Origin of the sequence: Mesorhizobium sp. 113-3-3, from assembly GCF_016756495.1 — a bacterium.
Classification (GTDB): domain Bacteria; phylum Pseudomonadota; class Alphaproteobacteria; order Rhizobiales; family Rhizobiaceae; genus Mesorhizobium.
In genome coordinates this window covers 3,237,964-3,263,078 of the sequence record NZ_AP023243.1, presented here as the reverse complement: position 1 = coordinate 3,263,078, position 25,115 = coordinate 3,237,964, and the positions used below count along the sequence as shown (strand labels likewise).

General features: G+C 64.9%; 10 protein-coding genes. 3 read left to right on the top strand and 7 right to left on the bottom strand.

All coding sequences use genetic code 11. The annotated features are described in order from the left end of the window. Nucleotides 1-52: 52 nt before the first annotated feature. On the bottom strand, nucleotides 53-1,591 hold the full coding sequence (locus tag JG746_RS15895) for a trimethylamine methyltransferase family protein (RefSeq protein ID WP_202358987.1): 1,539 nt from the start codon (nucleotides 1,589-1,591) through the stop codon (nucleotides 53-55). A 217-nt stretch (nucleotides 1,592-1,808) separates the two neighbouring features. Here JG746_RS15895 and JG746_RS15890 point away from each other — a divergent pair, with 217 nt between their 5' ends. Beyond that, complete coding sequence (locus JG746_RS15890; RefSeq protein WP_202358986.1) at nucleotides 1,809-2,399, top strand: transglycosylase SLT domain-containing protein; 591 nt, start codon at nucleotides 1,809-1,811, stop codon at nucleotides 2,397-2,399. Between the two features lie 13 nt (nucleotides 2,400-2,412). Here JG746_RS15890 and JG746_RS15885 read toward each other — a convergent pair whose 3' ends face one another. The 6 genes from JG746_RS15885 to JG746_RS15860 form a co-directional block, all read right to left on the bottom strand. Continuing rightward, nucleotides 2,413-4,734 carry a dipeptide ABC transporter ATP-binding protein gene (locus JG746_RS15885; protein ID WP_202358985.1) on the bottom strand — a complete coding sequence of 774 codons (2,322 nt, stop codon included), beginning with the start codon at nucleotides 4,732-4,734 and terminating at the stop codon, nucleotides 2,413-2,415. 47 nt (nucleotides 4,735-4,781) lie between these two features. Next, the gene (locus JG746_RS15880) at nucleotides 4,782-5,939 is read right to left on the bottom strand and encodes an ABC transporter permease (protein ID WP_202358984.1); all 1,158 of its coding nucleotides are present in this window, start codon (nucleotides 5,937-5,939) and stop codon (nucleotides 4,782-4,784) included. A 12-nt stretch (nucleotides 5,940-5,951) separates the two neighbouring features. Beyond that, nucleotides 5,952-6,986, bottom strand: coding sequence for an ABC transporter permease (locus JG746_RS15875; protein WP_202358983.1), 1,035 nt, complete (start codon nucleotides 6,984-6,986; stop codon nucleotides 5,952-5,954). Between the two features lie 223 nt (nucleotides 6,987-7,209). Beyond that, nucleotides 7,210-8,862 (bottom strand): ABC transporter substrate-binding protein, encoded by a 1,653-nt coding sequence (locus tag JG746_RS15870; protein ID WP_202358982.1) that lies wholly within the window; start codon nucleotides 8,860-8,862, stop codon nucleotides 7,210-7,212. Nucleotides 8,863-9,115: 253 nt separating this feature from the next. Continuing rightward, the gene (locus JG746_RS15865) at nucleotides 9,116-15,169 is read right to left on the bottom strand and encodes a translocation/assembly module TamB domain-containing protein (RefSeq protein WP_202358981.1); all 6,054 of its coding nucleotides are present in this window, start codon (nucleotides 15,167-15,169) and stop codon (nucleotides 9,116-9,118) included. Nucleotide 15,170: 1 nt separating this feature from the next. Next, complete coding sequence (locus JG746_RS15860; protein ID WP_202358980.1) at nucleotides 15,171-17,099, bottom strand: autotransporter assembly complex protein TamA; 1,929 nt, start codon at nucleotides 17,097-17,099, stop codon at nucleotides 15,171-15,173. Nucleotides 17,100-17,370: 271 nt separating this feature from the next. Between JG746_RS15860 and JG746_RS15855 the strand changes: the two genes are divergently transcribed. Then, a complete protein-coding gene (locus JG746_RS15855) occupies nucleotides 17,371-22,869 on the top strand; it encodes an alpha-2-macroglobulin family protein (RefSeq protein ID WP_202358979.1) in 5,499 nt (1,832 codons plus the stop codon). 108 nt (nucleotides 22,870-22,977) lie between these two features. Further along, a complete protein-coding gene (pbpC, locus tag JG746_RS15850; RefSeq protein ID WP_244730833.1) occupies nucleotides 22,978-25,068 on the top strand; it encodes a penicillin-binding protein 1C in 2,091 nt (696 codons plus the stop codon). The last annotated feature ends 47 nt before the right edge of the window (nucleotides 25,069-25,115 follow it).

Here is a 25,115-nt window from a genome sequence, read left to right as displayed (position 1 = left end):
TTTCTCTGATATCAGTGAGTTGGATGGGTAAGTGGATTCAAGACGGGAGGCGTCACGGCTCGCCTTGCCCGATCGCTTCCTTGCGCCTGGCGACATAGGCCTCCAGCGCCTCGCGCACGGCGATGTCCATCGCCGGCTCGACATAGTCCTCCAGCGCCTTCTTCCACAGCCGCGTCGCGCGCGCCGTTGCATCGAGGCTGCCGGCCTCCTGCCAGGTTTCGAAATTCTGCCAGTTGGACAGCATCGGCTGGTAGAAGGCGGTGGCGTAGCGCTCCAGCGTGTGCGGCTCGCCGAAGAAATGGCCGCCGGTCGGCACCGCGCCCAGCGCCTCGACTGCCAGTTCCGCCTCGTCGACCACGATCGGCCGCAGGAACTCCATCATGTGCTGGATCATCTCGACATCGATGATGAATTTTTCGAACGACGCCGTCAGCCCGCCCTCCTGCCAGCCTGCGGCATGGTAGACGAGGTTGCCATGGCCGAGCACGGCGCCCCACAGCGCCATCAGCGTCTCATAGGCGCCTTGCGCATCCGCCGCGTTGGAGGCCGAGCCCGGCGTCGTCCGGTAGGGCAGTCCGTAGCGCCGCGCCAATTGCCCCGAAGCGATGTTGGCCTTGGTGTTTTCCGGCGTGCCGAAGGCCGGAGCGCCCGACTTCATGTCGACATTGGAGGTGAAGGCGCCATACATGACCGGCGCGCCCGGCCGCACCAACTGCGTCAGCACGACGCCGAACAGCGCCTCGGCGTTCTGCTGCGCCAAGGCGCCCGCCAGCGTCACCGGGCTCATCGCCCCCATCAGCGTGAATGGCGTGACCGCCACCGACTGGCCGAACTCGGCCATGGTCATCAGCCCTTCGGCCATCATCTCGTCGAAGCGGCGCGGCGAGTTGACGGAGATGATGGTGGCGATGCCGGGATCGTCGCGCATCTGGTCCAGCGTCAGACCGCGCGCGATCGCCATCATCTCGATGCCGTCCAGCGCCCTGCCCCGGCCGATCGCCGAGACATGGAAGCTCTTGTCGGTCAGCGTCAGATTGGTGAAATAGGTGTCGAGATGGCGCGAATTGGCCGGCAGCTCGACCGGCGCGCAAACCTGGTTGCCGAGCATATGAATGCAGTTGAAATGCTGCGCCAGCCGGGTGAGATCGGCATAGTCGCGCAAATTGCCCGCGCGGCGGCCGCGCTCCATGTCGTGCACGTTGGGCGGGCCGGCTACCAGCGTGAAATTGATGGTGTTGCCGCCGAGATGGACTGTGTTGGCCGGGTTGCGTGGCGTCAGCGTGTAGTTGGAGCGCGTCGTTTTCAGCGCCTCGTCGACCATGCCGCGATCGATGCGGACATTGGCCGAGGCGTGATCGACCCTGGCACCCGCCTTCTCGAACAGCGACAGCGCCCGCGGGCTCATCACCTCGATGCCGAAATTCTCCAAGATATGCATCGAAGCCTGGTGGATCGCCTCGATCTGCTCTGGAGACAGCAGAGCCATCGGCGGATAGGGATTGGTCACCCGCCTTTGCGGCAGCTGCGGGATGGGCGCCGGCCCCCGGTTGCTGGTGCGATCGGCGCCGCGCTTGCGTCTTGGTTCGTTCATGCCCGGCATCAAAGCCTCGGCCAGCCAGGCAAGCTGTCAGAAATACGCCGTTTGCGGGCGTGATTTTAGCCAAGGCGGCATTTGCGCAGCGTCACTGTATAAAAAGCGGCAGAAAGCGTCGGAATATCAACATGGCTTTTTCCCGTGCGCTCGCGCCGGCGAAGCGTTAACGGCGGCAGCAAGACTCCTTTTATGATTTCGGCCTATTGCTCACCCAATGCGTAGGTCGAGTTTTAGTAGAATTGTAGCGATTGGCGTGTTGCTGGCACTTTCGGCCTGCGCGACCGCGCCCAGTCACATCAACAATGTCTGTGCCGTCTTCGACCAGAATGACGGCTGGTTCGACAATTGGCAGTCGGCGGCCGAACGCACCGAGCAGAAATATGGCGTGCCGGTCCCGGTGCTGATGGCGACGGTGCGCAAGGAATCCGGCTTCAAGAGCAATGCCCGGCCGCCGCGCACCAAGCTGCTCGGTTTCATCCCCTGGAAGCACGTCTCTTCCGCCACCGGCTTCTCGCAGGCGCTCGACGGCACCTGGTCGCAATATCAGCGCGAAACCGGCAACTGGGCCGCGCGGCGCACCAAATTCGCCGACGCCGTCGATTTCGTCGGCTGGTATCATTCCAAGACCGCGGACACCTACGGCGTCGCGCGCAACGACACCTACAATCTCTACCTCGCCTACTATCTCGGCTGGACCGCCTATGGTCGAGGCAATCGTGGCGACGCCGGCGTGCAGGGCTATGCCCGGGCCACCGACAAGATGGCGCGGGACTATGCTGAACAACTGCGGCAGTGCGGCTCCTGATACCTGCCTAGGGTTAGTGCCGCCTCGTCGTGTCTTTCGGCTTCGAAACACCGGTTTCGGAAACCTCATCGCGCACTTCGTGGCGACGGGCTCGCATGCCGGCCTCGCTTTGCTCCACGGCTTCCCCGATCTGGTCGGCTTCCGCGCTGCCCGTTTTGCCACGCGGCCGCTTGGGCGCCGTTCCCGTCGGACCCGGTCCGCCGCCATGCGGCGCATCGTCCGGCACCCCCTCATGGGCTGCGTGTTCCTTGTCGAACTTGATCACCGGCTCCATCTTGGCCAGCACGTCGTCGGATAGCCAGCACAGGCTCATATGGCCATCGCCAAGATGCTTGACCGGCGGAACCTTGGTCTCGCACAGATTGTCCGGCACCAGCTTCTTGTAGCCGCAGCGTGTCTGGAACGGGCAGCCGGACGGCGGGTTCATCGCCGAGGGGATGTCGCCTTCGAGCACAATGTGCTTCTTGACCACGCTGGTGTCGGCGATCGGGATCGCCGACAAAAGCGCCTCGGTATAGGGATGATAGGGCGGCGCGAAGATCTGGTCGGTCGTGCCTTGCTCGACGATGTAGCCGAGATACATGACGACGACGCGGTCGGCTATGTAGCGCACGACCGACAGGTCGTGGCTGATGAACAGCATCGTCGTCTTGTTCTTGCGCTGAATGTCCATCAACAATTCGGTCACCGCCGCCTGCACCGACACGTCGAGTGCCGAGACCGGCTCGTCCGCTACCACCACCTTGGCGTCGCCGGCGAAGGCGCGCGCCACGCCGATGCGCTGCTTCTGACCGCCGGACAGCTGGCGCGGCTTGCGGGTCTCGAAGGCGCGCGGCAGCTTCACCAGGTCGAGCAGTTCCAGCATGCGCTTGCGCCGGTCCGCGACCGTCTTGCCGACATTGAACTTCTCCAGCGTGCGGATGATCTGCGAGCCGACCGAATGGCTGGGATTAAGCGTATCGAACGGGTTCTGGAACACCATCTGGATCGACGACACGGTGTCGACGCTGCGGCTCTCGATGCCGGTCGACTGGATCTGCTTGTTGCCCAGCGTGACCGTGCCTGAACTCGCCGTCTCCAGGCCGAGCAGCACCTTGGCCAGCGTCGACTTTCCGCAGCCGGATTCACCCACGATGGCGACGGTCTCGGATTCGCGCGCCATGAAGGAGATGGTCTCGTTGGCCTTGACGACACGGCCCTCGCTCGAGCCGAACACCTCGCTGCCGCCGACCTTGTAGTACTTCCTCAGATCCTCGATCTTGAGCACCGGCGCGCCGGGCACGACGCGCTCATTGACCTTCTTGGCGCCGGGCGGCAGTGCCTCCCAGTCGATCTCGTTGAAGCGCACGCAGCGCGAGAAATGGCCCTCGTGGCCGGCGACCTCGATCATCGGGATTTCGGCGGCGTTGCAGACGCCCTCGACGAAATGGTGGCAGCGCGGACCGAAATTGCAGCCCTTGGGCCGCTCATGCGGCAGCGGCAGCTGGCCGGGGATGGCAATCAGCGGCCGCGAATTCTTGTCGGCGCCCGGCAGCGGGATCGAACGGAACAGCCCTTGCGTATAGGGGTGCCGCATCCGGTCGAACACGTCCTTGATCTTGCCGGTCTCCACCGCCTCGCCCGAATACATCACGGTGATGCGGTCGCAGGTTTCGAGGATGAGGCCGAGATTGTGCGACACGAAGATCATCGAGGTGCCGAACTTTTCGCCTAGCCCCTTGACCAGCTCGACGATGCCCGCCTCCACCGTCACGTCGAGCGCCGTCGTCGGTTCGTCGAGCAGAAGCAGCGCCGGCTTCGACAGCAGCGCCATGGCAATGACGATGCGCTGCTGCTGGCCGCCGGAGAGCTGGTGCGGATAGGAGCGCATCATACGCTCGGGATCGGGCAGCTTGACCGCGCGCACCATTTCAAGCGAGCGTTTGTAGGCCTCTTCCTTCGACACCTTGTCGTGGATCAGCGGCACTTCCATCAATTGCTGGCCGACCTTCATCGCCGGATTGAGGCTGGCCATCGGCTCCTGGTAGATCATCGCGATCTTGTTGCCGCGGATGGCGCGCAGCTCCTCCTCGGAGAGCTCGCCCATGTCCTTGCCCTGGAACTTGATCTTGCCGCCGACGATCTTCCCGATATTGGAGAGGTCGCGCATGATGCCCAGCGACACGGTCGACTTGCCGCAGCCGGATTCACCGACGATGCCCATCGCCTCGCCAGGCATGACCGTGCAGGAAAAATCCATGACCGCGGGTATTTCGCCCTTGCGGGTGAAGAAGGAGATCGACAGGTTTTCGATCTCGATGATCGGCTCTGCGGGATTTCGAACTGCCTCGTTCATGGGTCGCTCCAATCCAATTTTACCAGATGCGGGCCAGAGCCCGTCAATCAATCTTTCATCGATTGTTCACGCAGCGAGTCGGCCAACAGGTTGAGCCCCAGCACGAAAGACATCAGCGCGATCGTCGGCGGCAGCGCCGGATGGATGAAGGAGCGCAGCAGCCGGCTGGCATCCTTGATCGCCGTACCCCAGTCGGGGCTCTCAGGCGCCAGGCCGAGGCCGAAATAGCCCAGCGTGCCGAGCAGGATGGTGGTGTAGCCAATGCGCAGGCAGGCGTCGACGATCAGCGGTCCGCGCGCATTGGGCAGGATCTCCCACAGCATGATGTACCAGGGCGATTCACCGCGCGTCTGCGCCGCCGCCACATAGTCACGCGTCTTGATGTCCATCACCAGGCCGCGCACGATCCGGAACACACCGGGGCTGGAGGCAAACACCACCGCCACGAAGATGTTGAGCTGGTTGGGATCGATGTGGACGATGTGCAGCGGGTCCTTGTCGAACACCAGGCCCAGATAAATCCAGCCGCCGACGATCAAGGTGATGCCGAGCAGGATGTACAGCCGGTCGGGCCGGTTCTTGTAGCGCGTCCAGAACAGCACGCTGAAGAAGATGATTGGAAACAGGAAGAACACGCCGGCCATGGCATAGGGGATTGGCGTGTCCATGATGCCCGGCGTCACCAGCAGGTAAAACAGCAGGATCACCGGGAACGCCAGCACGAGGTTGGCCAGGAACGACAGTACGGTGTCGATCTTGCCGCCGTAATAGCCGGCAGGCAGGCCAAGCGTGATGCCGACCATGAGCGCGAAGCCGGTCGCCGCCGGCGCGATGATCAGCACGATCTGGCTGCCATAGACCATGCGCGAAAACACGTCGCGCGCCAGCTTGTCGCCGCCGAACAGATAGACCAGACCCGACTGCGGCTCGACCGCGCCCGGCAACACGTCCTTCATCACAGGGACCTGGGCCAGCGGATCGAAGGGCGAGATGGTCGCCGCGAAGATCGCCGTGAACAGCCAGAACAGGCAGATACCGACGCCGACGATGCCGACGCCGCTGTCGAACAGCTGTCCGTAGAGCGCGAGCTTCTTCTTGTAGGCGAAGCTCGCGCCCATGACGATGATGAGCGCGATCCACACCGGCCAGAAGCGCGACAGCACTTCGAGAACGACGGTGAAGGCACTGATATATTGGACCTGCATCCGCTTCGCCCCCTACTGAACTCTGATACGCGGATTGAGAAACGCGTAGCCGACATCGGAAATGAGCTGCGTGATCAAGACGATGAACACCGAGACCAGCGAGCAGCCGAGCAAAAGGTCGATGTCGTTGTTGCCGGCGGCCTCGACCAGCGTGTAGCCGAAGCCCTGGTAGCGGAACATCACCTCGACGATGACGACGCCGGTGAGCAGCCAGGGAAACTGCAGCATGATGACGGTGAACGGCGCGATCAGCGCGTTGCGCAGCGCGTGCTTGACCACCACGCCGCGGAAGGAAAGGCCCTTCAAGCGCGCGGTGCGGATATATTGCTGCGTCATCACCTCGACCATCGAGGCGCGCGTCATGCGGGCGATGTAGCCGATGCCGTAGATTGCCAGCGTCATCACCGGCAGGGTGAAATTGTAGAAGGTGATGCCCTGGCTCGCCGAGGCGGCGGAGCCGTTCAGCCAGCCGAGCCATGAGGCGAAGATGACGGTGAAGATGACGCCCGACACATATTCCGGTGTCGCCGTCGAGGCGATCGAGGCCACCGAAAGCACCCGGTCGGTTCGCGACCCCTCGCGCATGCCGGCCAGGATGCCGATCAGGAGCGATACCGGCACCATCACCGCCAGCACACAGAACATCAGGACGCCGGTGGCGCCAAGTGCCGGGAACAGCTTGGAGGCGACGGTCGTCTTGAACTTGGTCGAGCAGCCGAAATCCCCTTCGAGGACGCCGGCGAAGGTCGGCACGACCGGATCGTTGCAGAAAGTGAAACGCTGCGTCGGCTTACCCGTTGCCGGGTCGGTCACCGGCTGCTTGGGCAGCAGGCCCAGCCACTGTCCGTAGCGGGCGAAGAAATTCTGCCGGTAGCCATGGTTGACCAGCCAGTCCTCCAACTGCTCGGCCGACGTGTGCATTTCGGTCTGGCTGATCGCCAGCTTCTTCAGATTGGGTTCGAGGTTGATCAGGAAAAAGACGATCATGGTCAGGCACAGCATCGTCAATGCCATGGTGCCAAGGCGCCTGATAATGAAGGAAAGCATGGCGGCCCCCTGCCGGTCTGGTTGGGGTTGGAGCCTATTGAAAAACCACTTCGGCCGCGATGGCGGAACTGGCTGTCAAACAAGCCCTCGGATGCAATCAACCCAGTTTATTGCACGACCTCGCCAGAGGAGTCCGCAACTTTTGCTGCGCCGACTTCTGGTTTTGGAACCATGCGGAGAGCGGGAGGAAGGGGCGAGCCGCCCCTTCCTCCACTTGGCCTGATCACGCCTGGTCGAGCCAGACCTTGCCGTAGTCACGCTCGAAGGTCGGATGCATCTTGTAGTTTTGCACCGCCTTGACCGAGTGGCTGTAGAGCTTGCGCCAGTAGGGCTGGATGATGATGCCGGAATCCTGCAGGATCTGCTCGATGTCCTTCATCATTTCCTTGCGCTTGGCCGCGTCGGCGACCGCAAGCGCGGCATTGAGCTTGGCATCCCAGTCGGGGTTTGACCAGCCAGCCTCGTTCCAGGCCTCGCCGGTGCGATAGGCGATGGCCAGAACCTGGACGCCGAGCGGGCGCATGTTCCAGTTGGTCATCGACAGCGGATACTTCGTCCAGTCGTTCCAGAACGTCGAGCCCGGCAGCACCGTGCGCTTCACCTTGATCCCGGCATCGCGCAGCTGGGCGGCGATCGCGTCGCCGGTGTTCTTGTGCCAGTCCTCGTCGACCGTGATCAGCTCGTGTTCGAAGTCGGCTTGGCCGGCTTCCGCCATCAGCGCCTTTGCCTTGGCCGGATCACGGGCAACCTTCGGCAGCTCGTAATATTCCGGATGGATCGAGCAGACATGGTGGTTTTCGGCGACCGAGCCGGCATTGCCATAGCCGAGCTGCAGGACGACATTGTTGTCGACCGCGAGCTGCAGCGCGTTGCGCACCTTCTGCTCGCCATAAGGCTTGTTGTTGACGTTTGTGCGGCAGACGATGGTCGAAGCCGTGACGATCTCCGACTTGACCAGGTCCATCTTGTCGAGGATCGACACATAGTCGGCCGACGTTTCGAAGTTGGTGTGCACTTCGCCAGCCTCGAAAGCGCTGACCATGGCCGCCGGATCGGTGCCGTAGTCGATGAATTCGATGCCGTCGAGGAACACTTCGCCGTCCCACCACTTGTTGTCTTCGCGGCGCTTGTAGACGACTTTCTGGCCGACGTCGTAAGAGACGAGCTCGAATGGACCGGTGCCGATCGGGCAGGCCTTGAAGTCGCCGCCCTTCTCATCGAAAGTCTTGTGGACGATCAGGCCGGGATAGTCGCACATGTTGGGGATCAACGCGATGTCAGGCTTGCCGAGCTTGAGCACGACGGTGTGGTCGTCCGGCATGGTCACGGCGCTTTCGTCGAGCTTGTCATCCTTCACCAGCGAGCCGAGGCGGCCGGGCATCGAATTGCCTTCGGCCTTCTTGTCGGCCCAGCGCTTCAGGTTGAAGACGACATCAGAGGCCGTGAAGGGGTCGCCGTTCGACCAGGTCACGCCCTTGCGCACATGCAGCGTGTACTGGGTGGCGTCGTCGTTCACGTCCCAGCTTTCCAGCAGATAGGGGCGGAACGTATATTCGCTCGTGTACTTGACCAGCGGCTCGAGTGCCTGGCGTTCGGCATTGGCAATTTCCGACCAGTCGGCCTTGCGAGGATCCTTGGGATCCTTGATCCACTGCGCGACCTTCAGCGTGCCGCCTTTCTTGCCTTTTACCTCTTCCGCCCTTGCCGGCGTCGGATCGGCGAGACCGAGAAGGCCATAAGCCATCGCCGTCGAGGCGCCGAAGACGCTGGCCATGGCCAGAAATTCGCGGCGATCGACCTTACCTGCCTTGGCTTCTTCGGCCATGGCCAGGATGTGATCCGGAACGCGATCGCCATTACTCTTGTAGATCGTCATGACTAACTCCCATTGTTGGCTTTCCGCCGATTAACATTCCGCATCCAGGCCATCATGTCAAAGACAGCTTGGATTGGGAACATGTTGGAGAATGTGCAACTTTGAAAAGGGAGCGGTACGCGCGATAGCGACAGTCTTGACGCAAAATTGCTAGTGCGCCCAGATTTCGCCAAAATCTACTCAAGGCGATTAAACTGAGACATTGGCGCGGGTTGCGACAGCGCCAGCCCTGGCCATGGTAAGGGCCAGGCCCTCAATATTCCTTTTCGTAGAAGATGCCGCCCTTGGCCTCGCCGGCATCCGTCGCCTCGCCACGCAACTTGACGCCACGCCCGACATTGAGGTCGATGGTCGCCTTGCCCGAACCGGGCTTGTCGCCCTTCTGGATGGTCACATAGGTGCGGTCGTTGAGGTACTTGCCGGCCGAGACCGCGGTGCCGCCCTGGTCGTCGGTGGTGACGTCGAGATCGTCGACGCCGATGGCGCTGCGCAGATTCTCCAGCAGCGACGTCGAGCCGCCGACACCGGCCAATTGCCCGGCCGCCTCGGCCAGCTGCGCGATCTGCAGCGGCGACAGGTTCGACATGGACCGGCCGAAGATCAATTGCGCCAGCACCTCGTCCTCCGGCAGTGCCGGCACCGAGGAGAAGGTGAATTTCGGATTGGTCGCCTCGCCCGACACCACGATGGTGACCGTGGCGCTGGTCGTCGTCGTGGTCGCCGTCAAATTGAGATAGGGCACCAGCGAGCCGGAGAAGCCAACAGTGCCTTCGGTGAAGGTCAGCCGCTTGCCCAGGATCGACAGCCTGCCGCGCTGCAAGGTGAAGGTACCGACCGCCTGCGGCGACGAGGCCGGGCCGGTCAATCTCAGCGAGCCGCCCAGTTCGGCATCGACGCCCCTGCCCTGGATGAATATCTGGTTCGGCGCGTTGACGGTGACGTCGAGCGCAAGCCCGCTGCCGCCGCTCTTGCCTGACGTCGTCGCCGGGCGCAGCGCCTTGTCCTGCGCCCTCACCGCGCCGGGCGCATTCTTGTGCTTGACGTCGAGCGCCGAGAGCGAGCCCGGCAATTTATCCGGAACCGTGATGACGGTCTTGGCCAGGTTGACGGTGCCGGCAATCACCGGTGCCGATACCAGCGGCCCCTTGATCGTCAGGTCGCCGCCGAGATTGGCGGTCACCACGCGTCCGTCCGTATAGCGCCCGTCGGTGAGCTTGATCGACAGGTCGGCGGGAAAACCTTGCGCCGGGTTGATGCCGACCGTGCCGCTGGCCGACAGGCTGCCGCGCGTCGACAATGTTCCGGTCAGCCGGTTGATCCTGGCCACGCCGCCGCCAATCGAGACGTCGGCCGTGAGATCGTTGACGGCCAGCCCCGAGCGCGCATCGACCAGCCGCGCACCGGAAGTGCTGACGCTGCCGCCGATGACGGGCGACGTCGCCGGACCGCGCACCTGGACGTTGACGTTGGCCGTCCCCGTCAGCGCCAGGCCCTGCGCGGCAAGTTTCTGGCTGAGCATGCCGAACGGAACGGCGCCATTGAAGTCGAGCACCAGCGCCGGCGTGCCCGCCGTCGTCACCGTGCCGCCGCCCTTGAGGCCAAGGCCGGCGCCGTCGCTGACATTGGCGTTGAACGTCAGCCTGTTGCCGGCAAAAGTGCCGGACGACGACACCCCCACCGCGCCGACACCGGCACCGCGGGTCTGCGACGTCTGCACGCCCGCCGCGTCAATATTGAAGGCAACGGAAGGGCTCGCCGGCGCACCGGTCACCTTCACCGTGCCGGAAATCGAACCGGCGGCGTCGAGCCCGCGCGAAAAACTGTTGGCGAGCGACATTGGCACCTTGGCCAGCGTCGCATTGATGTCGAGCGCCTGCCCGACCTTGCCGGTCACCGTCGCCGTGCCGCCGCCAAGGTTGAGCACCAGCCGGTCCAGCGTCGTCGTGCCGTTGGCAATGCTGACCGTCGAAGCCTGGGCGATGGCCGCCTTGATGCCCTGGACAGTCGCCTCGCCGGAAGCGAGTTCTATGGTGGTGGTGCCATTGGCCACCTTCACGCGGCCCGCGGCCTTGGCGGGAATGCCCTTGACCGTGGCGCCGCCTGAAAAGCCGGTCCAATCGCCGTCTCGCTTGAGATCGACATCGATGCCGCTGATCACGGTGCCGCCCGATGTGACGGTGCCGGCGCGGATCTTGCCCGAGATCACCGGTGCGGCGAGATAGTTGGCGATCAGCGCGTCGATGGAAACCGCCTTCGCCTGCAGGTCGCCCCGCGTGATCGAAGCGGTGGCCGCCTTGATGGCGACCTGCGGTGCCGCACCGTTCTTCGTGAAGGCGATCGTGCCGCGCACGTCGCCCTCCGCCTTTTCCAGCGCCAGTGCGGCGAGCGGGCCGATATCGGGCAGGTCGAGCGAGATGGTGCCTTCCGGCACGAATTTGTCGTCGAGCGCCAGATCGCCGGAAATCCGGTTCTTGCCCAGTGACAGAAGCAGGCCGTTGATGGCGCTCTTGCCGTCCGCCGTCGCCAGCACCGCGCTGCCTTGCAAGGCCTGTCCCGCAACATTGCCGGTCAGTTGCACATTCGCCGCCGGGTTCGCGGCATCCGCCTTGCCGGTGGCCGTAAGCTTCAACCCGGCGATCTCGCGCGACGCAACCAGCAGCCGATCGCTGTTGACCGTCAGCGACAGGTCCGGCGCGATGGCCGGCCCCTGGGCATTCAGTGCAAAGGCGATGGCGCCCTTGGCGTCCTTCGACAGCGGCGAGATATCGGCAAGGGCGCCGGTGACGTCGGCTGCCAGTTTGTTGTCGGCAAGGCTCGCTTGCCCCTGCGCGGTCAGTCCGCCCGAGACCAGCTTCAGCCCGTCGACATTGATGCTGCCATTGGGATCGCGCTTCAGCGTGGCGCTGATCTCAGCGCGTTCGCCAAGCATGCCGCGCGCCGCCGCCGGCAAGGCCGAGGACGGGGCATCCGCGTTCAGCTTGAGGTCGATGGCACCGTCACGCAGGGACACATGGCCGGCGACCTGGCTGTTCAGCGCATCGCTCTTGAGCGAGCCGCTGTCGATGGCGACGCCGTCCGACGTCAGCCGGGCGTTGAGCGCGGCCGTCACCTTGCCGGCGATCAGCGGTGCGATGGCGGCATTGTCGAGACCGACCTTGTCCACCGACACCGTGCCGGAAACCGGTCCGGCGCGGTTCTTGAGGTCGAACGCATCCGAATGCAGTGCGAGCACCAGTCCGTCCACCTTCGCCGGGCTGGTGGTCACCGAAGGCAGGATCGCCGAGACGTCCAGGCGGGCCTGCGTGCTCTCGCCCGCCACCTTTGCAGACAAGGACCGGATCTCGATCTTCACCGGGCTCGCGGCGCTGCCGACCGTCAGCGGCAGGCTTGGTCCCGACGATGTGAGGTCGAGGGCAAAATCGCTGGCGCCGTTCGGATTGATGGTGCCGGAGGCCGTGCCTGAAATCTTGTCGCCGGAGAGCGTCGCATGGTCGAGGGCGACGCCGCCGGCCAAGGTATAGGCGCCAGCCGCATCGACAGCGAGCGGCCCGAGCCCTGCCTGGCGGGTCTGGCTGGTTTCGACGCCAGCCAACTGCGCGCTGAATCGAACTTCGGGGGCGGCCGGCGTTCCTGTCACTTGCGCCGTGCCACCGAGCGTGCCTACGGCATCGAGGCCTGGCGCAAAATCATTGGCGAGCGCCGCCGGCAGCGCGGAAAACTGTGCCGCGAGATCGAGCGTCTGGCCGGCGCTGCCCGACAGCGTCACCGAACCGCCGCCGACATCGAGCGCCAGTTTTTCGATGCTGGTCGTGCCATTGGCGATGCTCAGCGTCGAGGGCGCAGCGATTGCCGCCTTGATGCCGCGAACCGTCGCCTCGCCCGAGGCGATCTCGACGCTGGTGGTGCCCTCTGCGATCTTGACCCGGCCGGCGGCGGTCGCCGGAATGCCAGCGATGGTGGCGCCGCCGGTGAAATTGGTCCAGTCGCCGTCGCGCTTCAGGTCGACGCCGATGCCGCTGATTTCGGTGGCGCCCGAGGTGACGCTGCCGGCCTTGATGGTGCCCGAGATCGCCGGCGCCTTGAGATAGTTGGCGATCAGCGCGTTGACCGCGATCGTCCTGGCCGTCACCTCGCCGCGCGCGATCGACGTACTCTTGGCATTGATGGTGACGGATGGCGCATCACCCTCCTTGGCGAACAGGATGGTGCCGTTGATGTCGCCGGTCACGGCCTGGCCGGCAAGTGCCGCAAGCTGGTCGATCGCGGGTGCGGCGAGCGTCAGCGTGCCGAGCGGCATGAACTTGTCATCGAGCGCCAGGTCGCCGGAAACCTTGTTGTCGCCGAGCGAGACCAAAAAACCGTTGATCGAGCGCTTGCCCTCACTGGTCACCAGCGCCGCCTTGACGTCTAGCGGCTGGTCGTTGACCGCGCCGGTCAGCGAGATGTTGGCCGAGGGGCTGGCTATGTCGGCCTTGCCGCTTGCCGTCAGCTTGATCGCCTTCACCGTGCGGCCCGAGGCGGTCAGGCTGTCGCTGTTGGCGGAAACGGTGAAATCCGGCGCCGTCCTGGCGCCGCTTGCCGACAGCGCGAAATCGACGCCTCCGGCGACCGGCACGCCGACCATCGGCGACAGCACCGAAACGTCGCCCAGCGTGCCCTTGATGTCGGCCTGGATGTCGCTGCCTTGCGCACTGGCGGTGCCGCTGGCGCTGAGCGAGCCCGAGGTCAACGAGATCGAATTGGCGGCAAAGGCCCCTTGCGGGTCGCGCGTCGCGGCGGCCGAGAATTTCACCCGCTCGCCGAGCACCGAACTGATCTGCGGCGGCAAGGCGGTCGACACCGCATCGGCATTCATCTTGAGCTGCATCGACAGATCGGCAAGCGCCACCGTCATGGTCAGCGAGGCGTTCAGCGCATCGGAGCGCAGCGTGCCTTGGTCGATGGTGATGGCGTCCTTGCTCAGCGATCCACCGAGGTCGACGTCGACCTTGCCGGTGATCAGCGGCGCCAGCGTCGCCACATCGGTCTTCAGCCCGCCGGCCGTCAGCTTGACGGCAAACGGCCCGGCCCGGTTCTGGATGTCGAAGCCGTCGGAATGGACCTGCGCCGAAATATCGTTGAGCTGGGTGCCGCCCGCCACCACCGAAACCAGCGCGGCGCCGATGTCGATGATCGGCGCCTTGCCGTCGCCAAAGGCGCGGGCGGTGATCTTCCTGATGACCACCGTGATTGGCTGTGCCGCATTGCCCACTGTGATCGGCACAGGTGCGCCTTTGGCCGCGATTTCAACCGACAGGTCGCTTGCGCCGGCCGGGTCGGCTATGCCGGTCGCGGTGCCGTGGATGGCATCGCTCTCGATGTTGGCGCGGTCAACACTGATGCCGCCGGCCGACGTCGCGGTGCCCGCGACATCGAAACTGGTCTTGCCGGTAAACAGCGGCCGCAGATTTTCCGGAAGGAAAGGCGCGAACGCGCCGTCGCCCTTGGCCTCGACGTGATTGCCCTTGTCGGTGAGTTGATGGCGGCCGGTCAGCTGTGTGACGATCTTGCCATCGACCATGAACGTGGCGATGCCGTTCCAGTTGGCAAGCGGTCCCGTGCCCGAGACGGCTATTTCGACCGGTGGCGCATCGGGCAGCTTGAGCAGATTGGCAATGATGCCTCCGGCCGGCTCCGACGCCTTGAGGTCGAGGTCGAGCCTGTTGTCGGCAGGCGCAAAATGGATCTTGGCGTCGACACTGCCTTGCTTGCCGTCATGGCGGGTGACGTTGAGCACCGTTTCGACCGCCAGCGGCGCCGCGTCGGCCTTGAGCATTCCCTTGGCGGCGAGTTCGGCGATGCCGCTGCCGGCCAGTTGCTGGCCAAGCGCGATTTCCGGCAGGTCGATCTGCCGGATGTCGATGGAAACCGGCAGCGTCGCGCCGCCACTCGGTGCCGGCTGCGGCTCGCCGGCAACCGGCAAGCGTGCCAGTTCAATGCGCTCGGCCGCGATGCGGTCTGCGTTGAAGCTCTTCGACAGCAATGCAAGCGGCGACCAGTCGACGGCGACCTTGCGCGCCACCAGCCACGCACCCTGGCGGTCTTCCAGCATCACATGGTCGACGCTGAGCGCCCCCGACCAGATGCCGTCAATGCCGCTGACCGTGACCTTGCGGTCGTCACTGGAGGCCAGCCGCGAAATGATGCCGGCGAGATTGTCGCGTCCACGCTCGGTCTTGGTCAGGACAATGAGCGCGCCGATCGCGCCCGCGACCACGATCAGCAGCGTGTAAAAGACAATGCGAAGGATGCGCCACACCGTCTTCATGTCAGAACGCCTGCCCGATACCGGCATAGATGCCGAAACGCGGATCGCCGGGATCGCGGTTGAGCGGCACGGCCGCATCGATGCGCAGCGGCCCGAACGGCGTGACGTAACGCAGGCCGACGCCGGCGCCTACCTTGACGTCGGAGAAATTGGGCATCGATTTGGTCGACACCGTGCCGGCATCGACGAACGGCACGATGCCGATCGTATCGGTGACGGCGATGCGCATTTCGACCGAGGTCTCGAAGAAGGACAGGCCGCCGATCGGCTGGCCGGTGAAGTCTTTCGGGCCGATGCCCTGATAGGCATAGCCGCGCACCGAACCGCCGCCGCCGGAATAAAAACGCCGGTCGGCCGGAACGTTCGCCAGCCCGGTGCCGACGATCGAGCCGATGGCGACGCGCTCGGCCAGCACGAATTTCGAGGCCGTATCCAGCGACTGGTAGGCCGATCCCTCGCCCTTCAGCTTGAGGAAGGCGGCACCGCTCATGATGTCGTAGCTCGGTTCGGCATAGGCCAGCACCCGGAAGCCCCTGGTCGGGTTCAGCCTGCTGTCCCTGTTGTCATAGACATATTGCAGCGGAATGCTGGCGATCAGATAGGTGTGTTTGCCGAACGCATCCGTGATCCTGGAATAGTCGAGCGCCACTTCCGCCGAGACGGTCTGCTTCTTGTCGAGTTCATAGGACAGGCCGGTGCTGCCCTTGACCGAGAAATGGTCGTACGCGTCCGGATGCTCGAGCACGGTCTTGAAGCTGGCAAAGAATTTCGACGACGGCCCGATCACGCCGGGTTTCTCGAACATGATGCCGGCATTGTAGTTCAGATCGGACAGATTGTTGCTGCCGATGCCGCTGATGGCGCCGTCGATGCGCAGCTTTTCCGCGTGACCGAACAGGTTACGGTGCCCCCAATAGCCTTCGAGGCCCAAGCCCTCCGTGTTCGAGAAGGTGCCGCCCAGGCCGAAATAGCGCGGCTTGCGCTCGCTGACCTGGACGCCGATCGGGATGTTGCCTTCGGCGTCGAGCTTGTCGGCTTCCTTGAACGTCACACTGTTGAAGACTTCCAGCGCCAGCAGCCTGTCGCGTGCGTCGCTGATCTCCTGCGGCGAGTACTGTTTGCCGCGCTTCAAGCCCGTCATGTACTCCGTGAAGTCGCGGTCGACCTTCTCGGTGCCTTCCACGGTGGTCGCGCCATAGCCGGCGACCGGCCCGGCCGCGACCGTCAGCGTCACGTCGAGCGTCGAGGTGGCATGGTCGGCGACGATCTGCCGGTCGGTCACCTTGGCGAGCGGCCTGCCCTGCTCCTTCAGCGTCCGCACGATCAGCGCCTCGGCCTTGAGCACCGCGCCCGACCCGGCGTCGCCGCCCGATATCAGGCCGTAGTCGGCGCTCATCAACCCCGCCGCGTCGCCCTCCAGCCGGATAGTGCCAAGCGTGAATTTGGGGCCGACGGCGACGGTGACCACCACCGGAATGGGCTGCGGTCCCTTGAATTCGGCGTCCGGCGGAAGTTCGTCGAGCGACTTGCCGTCGATGGTGATGGTGACCACGCCTTCGTAGCGGGCATCGGCGTAGAGGGCGGCGACCAGCTGTTCACGGTCGCTGCGCGCCTTGGCCATCAACCCGAGCGAACCCGAGACCGGCCGGTCCTCGTCGCCCTTCAGCGCCGAGGCGTTTTCCAGCTTCTTGACCAGATCCTTGTCGGCGTCGGGCGCCGTGATGGTCACGGCATAGCGCAGCGGATCGACAATATCGGCGTCCTCGTCGTTGGACGATCCCCACAGCTTGATGCCGAAAAGCTCGAAAGCGGCCGCAGGCGGTGATTCGGCGACCAGCGCGGTCGCGCACATCAACGCCAAAAGCAGGGCGCGCGGAAGCACGCGCCCTGGCGCGGCCCCCCCTGACATCTGCTCTTCATGCGCCGGCATTAAGACAACCTAGGTTACAAAACTAAAATTGGAATGAAGTTCTGAAGCGCTCGTAAAGGGGCCACAATCCAATTGTCTGAAATAGGACGGGCTTGGAATTCACACCTTTTGCGTCGCCGCAAGAATGCGTGATCCCCTGTCCTATGGAGGTACTACCGGTCATCGGCCGGAAAGGAAACCGTTGGCAGGCGGAACCCTGCCGCGTCCTGTGTTGACAAGCCTGACTGAAGCTTGAACATGCCTGGACGTCTGCAATTGTCTGGAGGGTGTTATGGCAATGCGCGCGGCTCGTGGTCTGTCGATCCTGATCCTTCTCTTCTTCGCCTGGGCCAATGTCTTAGCCTGGAATAGTGTCGCGCAAGCGGCCGAGGCCCGGCGAATCGCAACGACCGACAATTCCGACTATTTCGGCTTTGACCTCAGATCCGACCAGAATGTCACCCTCGACCAGTGCAAGACGACATGCCTTGGCGACCCGGCCTGCCGCGCCTTCACCTACAACACCAAGGCCAAATGGTGCTTTCTCAAATCCGACTACAATCAGCTCAAAGCGTTCAACGGCGCGGTTGCCGGCAAGGTCGTCAACATTGACGGCGATCCCGATATCGGCGCGCCGCCGGAACTGACCTTCTTCCCCAACTGGATGGCCGACCAGGCCCAGCAATACCGCAACAGGCTGCTTGGCCCGGCCTTTGACAAGCCGACCGAAGGCATGGCGGCCCTGATCAGCTCGGCCGAGCAGGCCATGCTGACCGGCGACCATCGCTCCGCCATGCAGAAATACGAGGCCGCGGTCTCGGTGATGCCCGACGATGGCCAGCTCTGGCTCAATCTGGCGCGCGAAACGCTGGCCGTGCAGCCCGCAGCCAACACCTCCGAAGCGTCTACTTTGCCGATGAACGCCACCTCGGCCGCCTTCAACGCCTATAAACTCTTGCGCACCACCAAGACGCGCGCGGACGTGCTGGCCCTGCTTGGCGCCGGCCTCGACAAGCGTGATCTCTACCGCCCGGCGCTGCAGGCCTATGAGGCGAGCCTTGCGCTCGTGACGTCGCCCGCCGTGCAGGCCGACTATGCCGATCTCAAGTCCCGCAAGGGCTTCCGCGTCGTCGACCACAGCGTCGACGCCGACACCAGCGCGCCGCGCATCTGCGCGCAATTCTCCGAGGACCTGGTCAAGACCGGCGTCGACTACGCGCAGTTCGTGACCGTCGACAACGCGCCGCCGAAGGGCGTCGAGGCCAAGGACAAGCAGATCTGCGTCGAAGGGCTCGAACACGGCCAGCATTACGATGTCACTTTCCGCGCCGGCCTGCCGGCGGCAATCGGCGAAGTGACCGCCGCTCCCGTGGTGCTGTCGATCTATGTGCAGGATCGCGCCCCGTCGGCCCGCTTCACCGGCGACAGCTTCGTGCTGCCGGCCGGCGCGCGCCGCGGCATTCCGGTCGTCACCGTCAACATGAACGCCGCCGAGATGAAGCTCTACCGCATCGGCGACCGTTCGCTGGCGCAGCTTCTGTCGGGCTACCAGTTCCTGCACCAGCTCGACAGCTACGACATCTCCAACATTTCCGAGCAGATGGGCGCGCCGGTCTGGCAGGGCCAGCTCGACATCGTCAACGACCTCAACAAGGAGGTCACCACCTCCTTCCCGGTCGACGAGGCGCTGCCGCAGCGCAAGCCCGGCGTCTATGTGCTGACCGCACAGGCCGTCAACGGCAAGGGCGATGACTACAATTCGCTGGCCACGCAGTGGTTCGTCGTCTCCGACATCGGCCTGTCGACCTATACCGGCCAGGACGGACTCAATGTCTTTGCCCGCTCGCTCGGCTCCGCCAAGCCGATCGCCGGCGCCGAACTGACGCTGGTTGCCCGCAACAACGAGATTCTCGGCACCGCCACGTCGGATGCCGACGGCCACGCCGTCTTCAATCCCGGCCTGACGCGCGGCGACGGCGGCATGGTGCCGGCCGTGCTGATGGCCAAGCAGGGCGACAATGATTTCGTCTTTCTCGCCATGTCCAAGTCCGGCTTCGACCTGTCCGACCGCGGCGTCACTGGGCGCGCGGCGCCCGGTGCGCTCGACGTTTACGCCTGGACCGAACGCGGCATCTACCGCGCCGGCGAGGATGTCCATGTCGCCGCCCTTGCCCGCGATGGCGCCGCCAAGGCGGTCGAGAACCTGCCGCTGACCTTCATCTTCTCGCGCCCCGACGGCGTCGAGGACCGCCGCATCGTCAGCGACGGCGCTTCGGCCGGCGGCCACGCCGTCGACCTGCCGCTCGAACCCAATGCCATGCGCGGCACCTGGTCGGTGTCGATCTACACCGATCCGAAGCAGCCGGCTGTCGCCACCCAGATGTTCCTGGTCGAGGACTTCGTGCCGGATCGTATCGAATTCGACATGAAGGCCGACAAGCAGGAAATCGAGCGCGGCGAAACCGCCAACATCAACATTGACGGCCGCTTCCTCTATGGCGCGCCGGCGGCGGGCCTGGCGCTGGAAGGCGAACTGACGCTGTCGACGGCGCGCGACTGGGACCGCTTCCCCAACTTCTCCTTCGGCCTCGCCGATGAGCAGTCGGGCGAGCCCACGGTCACGCCGCTGACCAATCTGCCGGTGGTTGGCGATGACGGTAAGGCGACCTTCCCTGTTACCGTCGACCAGTTGCCCTCGACCACCAAGCTGGTCAACGGCAAGGTGACGGTGCGCATGCGTGAAACCGGCGGCCGCGCCATCGAGCGCTCACTCAACATCGGTATCCGCCCGCAAGGCCATATGATCGGCATCCGTCCGGACTTCGCCGACGATGAGGTGCCGCAGGGCGGCACGGCCAAGTTCAGCCTGATCGCCGTCGATCCGTCCGGCAAGCGCGAGGCGCTGAAAGGCGCGCAGTGGACGCTGGTCAAGGTCGAACGCAATTACCAGTGGTACCGCTCCAACAATTCGTGGAGCTACGAGCCGGTCACCTTGACCAAGTCGATCGCCAACGGCCAGATCGACCTCAATGCCGACGGCGACGCCACCGTCTCCGTGCCGGTCGATTGGGGCCAGTACCGGCTCGAGGTCGAGACCTCCGATCCGGAGGGACCTGCCACCAGCTATGAATTCGACGCCGGCTGGTATGTCGCTTCGACCACCACCGAAACGCCCGACGGCCTGGAGATCGCTCTAGACAAGGACAATTATGCCGCGGGCGAAGTGGCCAAGCTGAAAGTCTCGCCGCATTTTGCCGGCGAACTTCTCATCAATATCGGCTCCGACAAGCTGTTGAAGACCATCACGGCCACCGTGCCGGCCGGCGGCAGCACCGTCGACATCCCGGTCGGTGACGATTGGGGCGCCGGCGCCTATGTCACGGCCACCCTGTTCCGGCCGGGCGATGCGCAGGAAACGCGCATGCCGGCCCGCGCCATCGGCGTGAAATGGCTGACGGTCGACCCGGGCGCCAAGAAGCTCGCCGTCACCCTGACCCCGCCGGACAAGACCGTGCCGCGCCAGCAGCTGTCGATCCCGGTTTCCGTGGCCGGCGTGCAGCCCGGCACCAACGCCTATGTCATGGTCGCCGCCGTCGATGTCGGCATCCTCAATCTCACCAACTACAAGGCGCCGGACCCCGAGAACTGGTTCTTCGGCCAGCGCATGCTGGGCATGGAGATCCGCGACATCTATGGCCGCCTGATCGACGGCTCGCTGGGCACCACCGGCAAGCTCAGGACCGGCGGTGACGGCGCCAACATGCAGGCGCAAGGCAGCCCGCCGACCGAAAAGCTGGTCGCCTTCTTCTCCGGTCCGGTCCAGCTCGACGCCGACGGCAAGGCGCGGATCGACTTCGACATTCCGCAGTTCAACGGCACCGTGCGCGTCATGGCCGTCGCCTGGACCAAGGAAGCGGTCGGCCATGCCCAGTCCGATGTCATCGTGCGCGACCCGGTGGTCATCACCGCCGGCCTGCCGCGCTTCCTGGCGCCCGGCGACAACGCCGTGATGCGGCTCGACGTGGCCGACACCGACGGCCCGGCCGGCGACTATGCCTTCTCGATCGACACGACAGGCGACCTGTCGACGGGCGACAAGCCCCTGCCCCAGAAGCTGACGCTCGCCCAGGGCAAGCGTCAGACGCTGACGGTGCCGCTGATTGCGAAGACGCCTGGCAATGCCTCGCTCACCATCAAGCTGGCGCATGCCGACGGCACCAAGGTCGAGCAGACGCTCTACGTGCCGGTGCGCCCGGCGCAATTGCCGGTCACCACGCGCCTTGTGGTCGACCTCAAGGGCAATGGCGGCGCGCTGCGCGTCGACAAGGAGCTGCTGGCGGCAAGCCTGCTGGAAGGCGCTTCCGTCAGTGTCGGTGTTTCGCAGGCGGCGGCCTTCGACGTGCCCTCGCTGCTGATGACGCTCGACCGCTACCCCTATGGTTGCGCCGAGCAGACCACCAGCCGCGCCATGCCGCTTCTCTATGTCAACGAGATGGCCTCGGGCGTCGGCATGGAAAGCGATCCCGACCTGCATGGCCGCATCCAGGATGCCATCTACAAGGTGCTGAGCTACCAGTCCTCGAGCGGCAGCTTCGGCCTGTGGGGTCCGGGCTCCGGCGATCTGTGGCTCGACGCCTATGTCAGCGAGTTCCTGACCAGGGCGCGCGAGCAGAAATATGACGTGCCGGCGCTGGCCATGAACCAGGCGCTGAGCAATCTGCAGAACTCGCTCGGCTACGACCAGAGCGTCCAGGACCGCGGCAGCGAGATCGCCTACGCCCTCTACGTTCTGGCCCGCAACAAGAAGGCCTCGATCGGCGACCTGCGCTATTACGCGGACACCCAGCTCGAAGCCTTCTCGAGCCCGATGGCCGTTGCCCAGCTGGCGGCGAGCCTGGCGCTCTACGGCGACACCCAGCGCTCGGAAGCGACCTTCAAGACCGCGCTTCAACTCGCCAAGTCGCAGACCGACTACGACTGGTACCGCTCCGACTACGGCTCGGCGCTGCGTGACGGCGCGGCGATGCTGTCGCTCGCGGCGGAATCGAAGCCGGTGTCGACGATCGTGCCGGAGCTGATCAAGCTGGTGACCAGGGAACGCGCCGAAGTGCGCTGGACCAGCACCCAGGACGATTCCTGGATGCTGCTGGCGGCCCGCGCACTGAAGGAAGGCAACGACTCGATCACGCTGACCGTCAACGGCGCGCCGCATTCGGGCGGCTATTCCAACCAGGTCAACGGCTCCGAACTGGTCGACAGCCCGCTCGAAATCGCCAACACCGGCAAGACTCCGCTGCAGGCTGTCGTCACCACCGTGGCGTCGCCGATCCAGCCCCTGCCGGCCGGCGGTGACGGCTTCACCATCGACCGCACCTACTACAAGCTCGACGGCACCGAAGCCAATGTGACGGAGGCAACCCAGAACGAGCGCTATGTCGTCGTGCTCAAGGTCACCGAGCAGAACAGCTGGCCGTCGCGCCTGCTGGTCACCGACCTTCTGCCCGCCGGCTTCGAGATCGACAATCCAGGCCTCGTCTCCAGCGCCCAGTTGACGAATTTCTCCTGGCTGGCACAGACCGACGCGGCGCACCTCGAATTCCGCGACGACCGTTTCGTCGCGGCGTTCAACCCGGCCGATGGCGACCACGACCACAACCTGACGCTCGCCTATGTCGTTCGCGCCGTGACGCCGGGCACTTACGCCCATCCGGCGGCAACGGTGGAAGACATGTACCGGCCGCAATACTCGGCCCGCACCGCCACCGGCATGATGGAGATCAAGGCGCCGTAAGGCGCCGTTGGTGACGATCATGCAGATGGCGATTGCGCAGACGACAGCCCCCTTCCCCCCGTCACTATACGGGGAGAAGGTGCCGGCAGGCGGATGAGGGGCGGCGTCATGCTCTCCAAGAAATTCCTCCGTCGCGCCGCCATAACCGCAGCTTCCTGCCTGGGTCTCTTGGCTCTTTCCGCCGCCACCTTGTGGGAACTCGACCGCGCCTTCCCGCCGCCGCTGCCGGCGGAACTCACGGTCTCGACCGAAGTCCAGGACCGCGATGGCCAGCTGTTGCGCGCCTTCGCCACGCCGGATGGCTACTGGCGGCTCGAAACCCGGCTCGACCAAGTCGACAAGCAGTTCGTCGACATGCTGGTGACCTATGAGGACAAGCGCTTCTGGGATCATCAGGGTGTCGACGTGCTGGCGCTTGGCCGCGCCGCCGGCCAGCTTATCACCAGCGGCCATATCGTCTCCGGCGGCTCGACCCTGTCGATGCAGCTTGCCCGCCTGATCGAGCCGCGCGAAAGCCGCAGCCTCGGCTCCAAGATCAAGCAGATGCTGCGCGCCATCCAGATCGAGCGGCGGCTGTCCAAACGCGAGATCCTCGAGCGCTATCTGACGTTGGCGCCCTATGGCGGCAATCTCGAAGGCGTACGCGCCGCCTCGCTCGCCTATTTCGGCAAGGAGCCGAAGCGGCTCACCGTCTCGGAAGCCGCCCTGCTCGTGGCGCTGCCCCAATTGCCGGAAAAACGCCGGCCCGACCGCAACCTCGCAATCGCCCACGCCGCCCGCGACCGCGTGCTGAGCCGCATGGTCTCGTCGGGCCTGATCGGCGAACGCGAGGCCGCGCGCGCCGCCCTCGACGACGTATCAGGCCTGCGCCGCACTCTGCCGGCGCTTGCCCCGCATGCCGCCTATGCGATGCTGCCCAGGGCCGTTCCCGGCCAGCCGCTCAAACTGACCATCCGCAAGAGCGTCCAGGAAGGGCTGGAACAGGTGGCGCGCGATGCCGCCACCAAGCTTGGGCCGCGCCTGTCCGTCGCCATGGTACTGGCAGATTCCCGCACCGGCGAGATTCTGGGCGAAGTCGGCTCGGCCAATTTCTTCGACGCCAGCCGTTCCGGCTGGATCGACATGACCAAGATCGTGCGCTCGCCCGGCTCCACGCTAAAACCGTTCATCTATGGCCTCGCCTTCGAACAAGGGTTGGTGGCGCAGGAAACGCTGATCGAGGACAGCCCGGTCGATTTCGGCGGCTACCGGCCCAAGAATTTCGACATGGGCTATCAGGGCGATGTCAGCGTCCGCCAGGCGCTGCAATTGTCGCTCAACGTGCCGGCGATCCGCGTGCTCGATGCGGTCGGCCCGGCGCGGCTGACCGCGCGCTTCCGCCAGGCCGGCGTCAACCCGATCCTGCCAGTCAACGAGGCGCCGGGCCTTGCCATCGGCCTTGGCGGCGTCGGCGTCACGCTGCGCGACCTCGTCCAGCTCTATACGGGGCTCGCCAATGGCGGCAAGACGCACACGCTGCATGACGGCACCGAGCCGGCCAATGCGGAGCGCACCACCGCCACCATCCTCAATGACCAGGCGAACTGGCAGATCATCGACATCCTCTCCGGGGTAAAACCGCCGGAAGGCGCCTTGCAGCGCGGCATCGCCTACAAGACCGGCACCTCCTACGGCTACCGTGACGCCTGGTCGGTCGGCTTCGACGGGCGCTATGTGCTGGGCGTCTGGGTCGGCCGCCCCGACGCCAGCGCCGTGCCGGGCCTCTCCGGCTATGTCTCGGCCGCCCCGATCCTGTTCGAGGGCTTTGTCCGCTCGGGCCTCGCCACCGTGCCGCTGCCGGGCAAGCCGCCCGGCGCCTTCACCCCCAAGCGCGAGGACCTGCCGGTGACCCTTGCCCGCTTCGGCGCCGGCGCCGATGGCCTGGTGCAGGCAACACCGACCGAACCGGCCCCGACGATCATCTTCCCGCCGGACGGCGCCCGCGTCGACCTTGCCACCAACTCCGCCGACGCGACGCCGCTGGTGCTGAAACTGCAAGGCGGCCGGGCGCCGTTCCGCTGGCTGGCCAACGGCAAGCCGCTGGTCGGCCTCGACCGCCGCCGCACCGCGACCTGGCAACCGGACGGCGCCGGTTATTCGACGCTGACCGTGATCGACGCGGCGGGACGCGCGGCCAGCGTGAAAGTGTTCGTCGAATAGGATGCGGCAAGCGATTCAGGGTGTTGCGCTTTTTCGTCTGAGGTTCG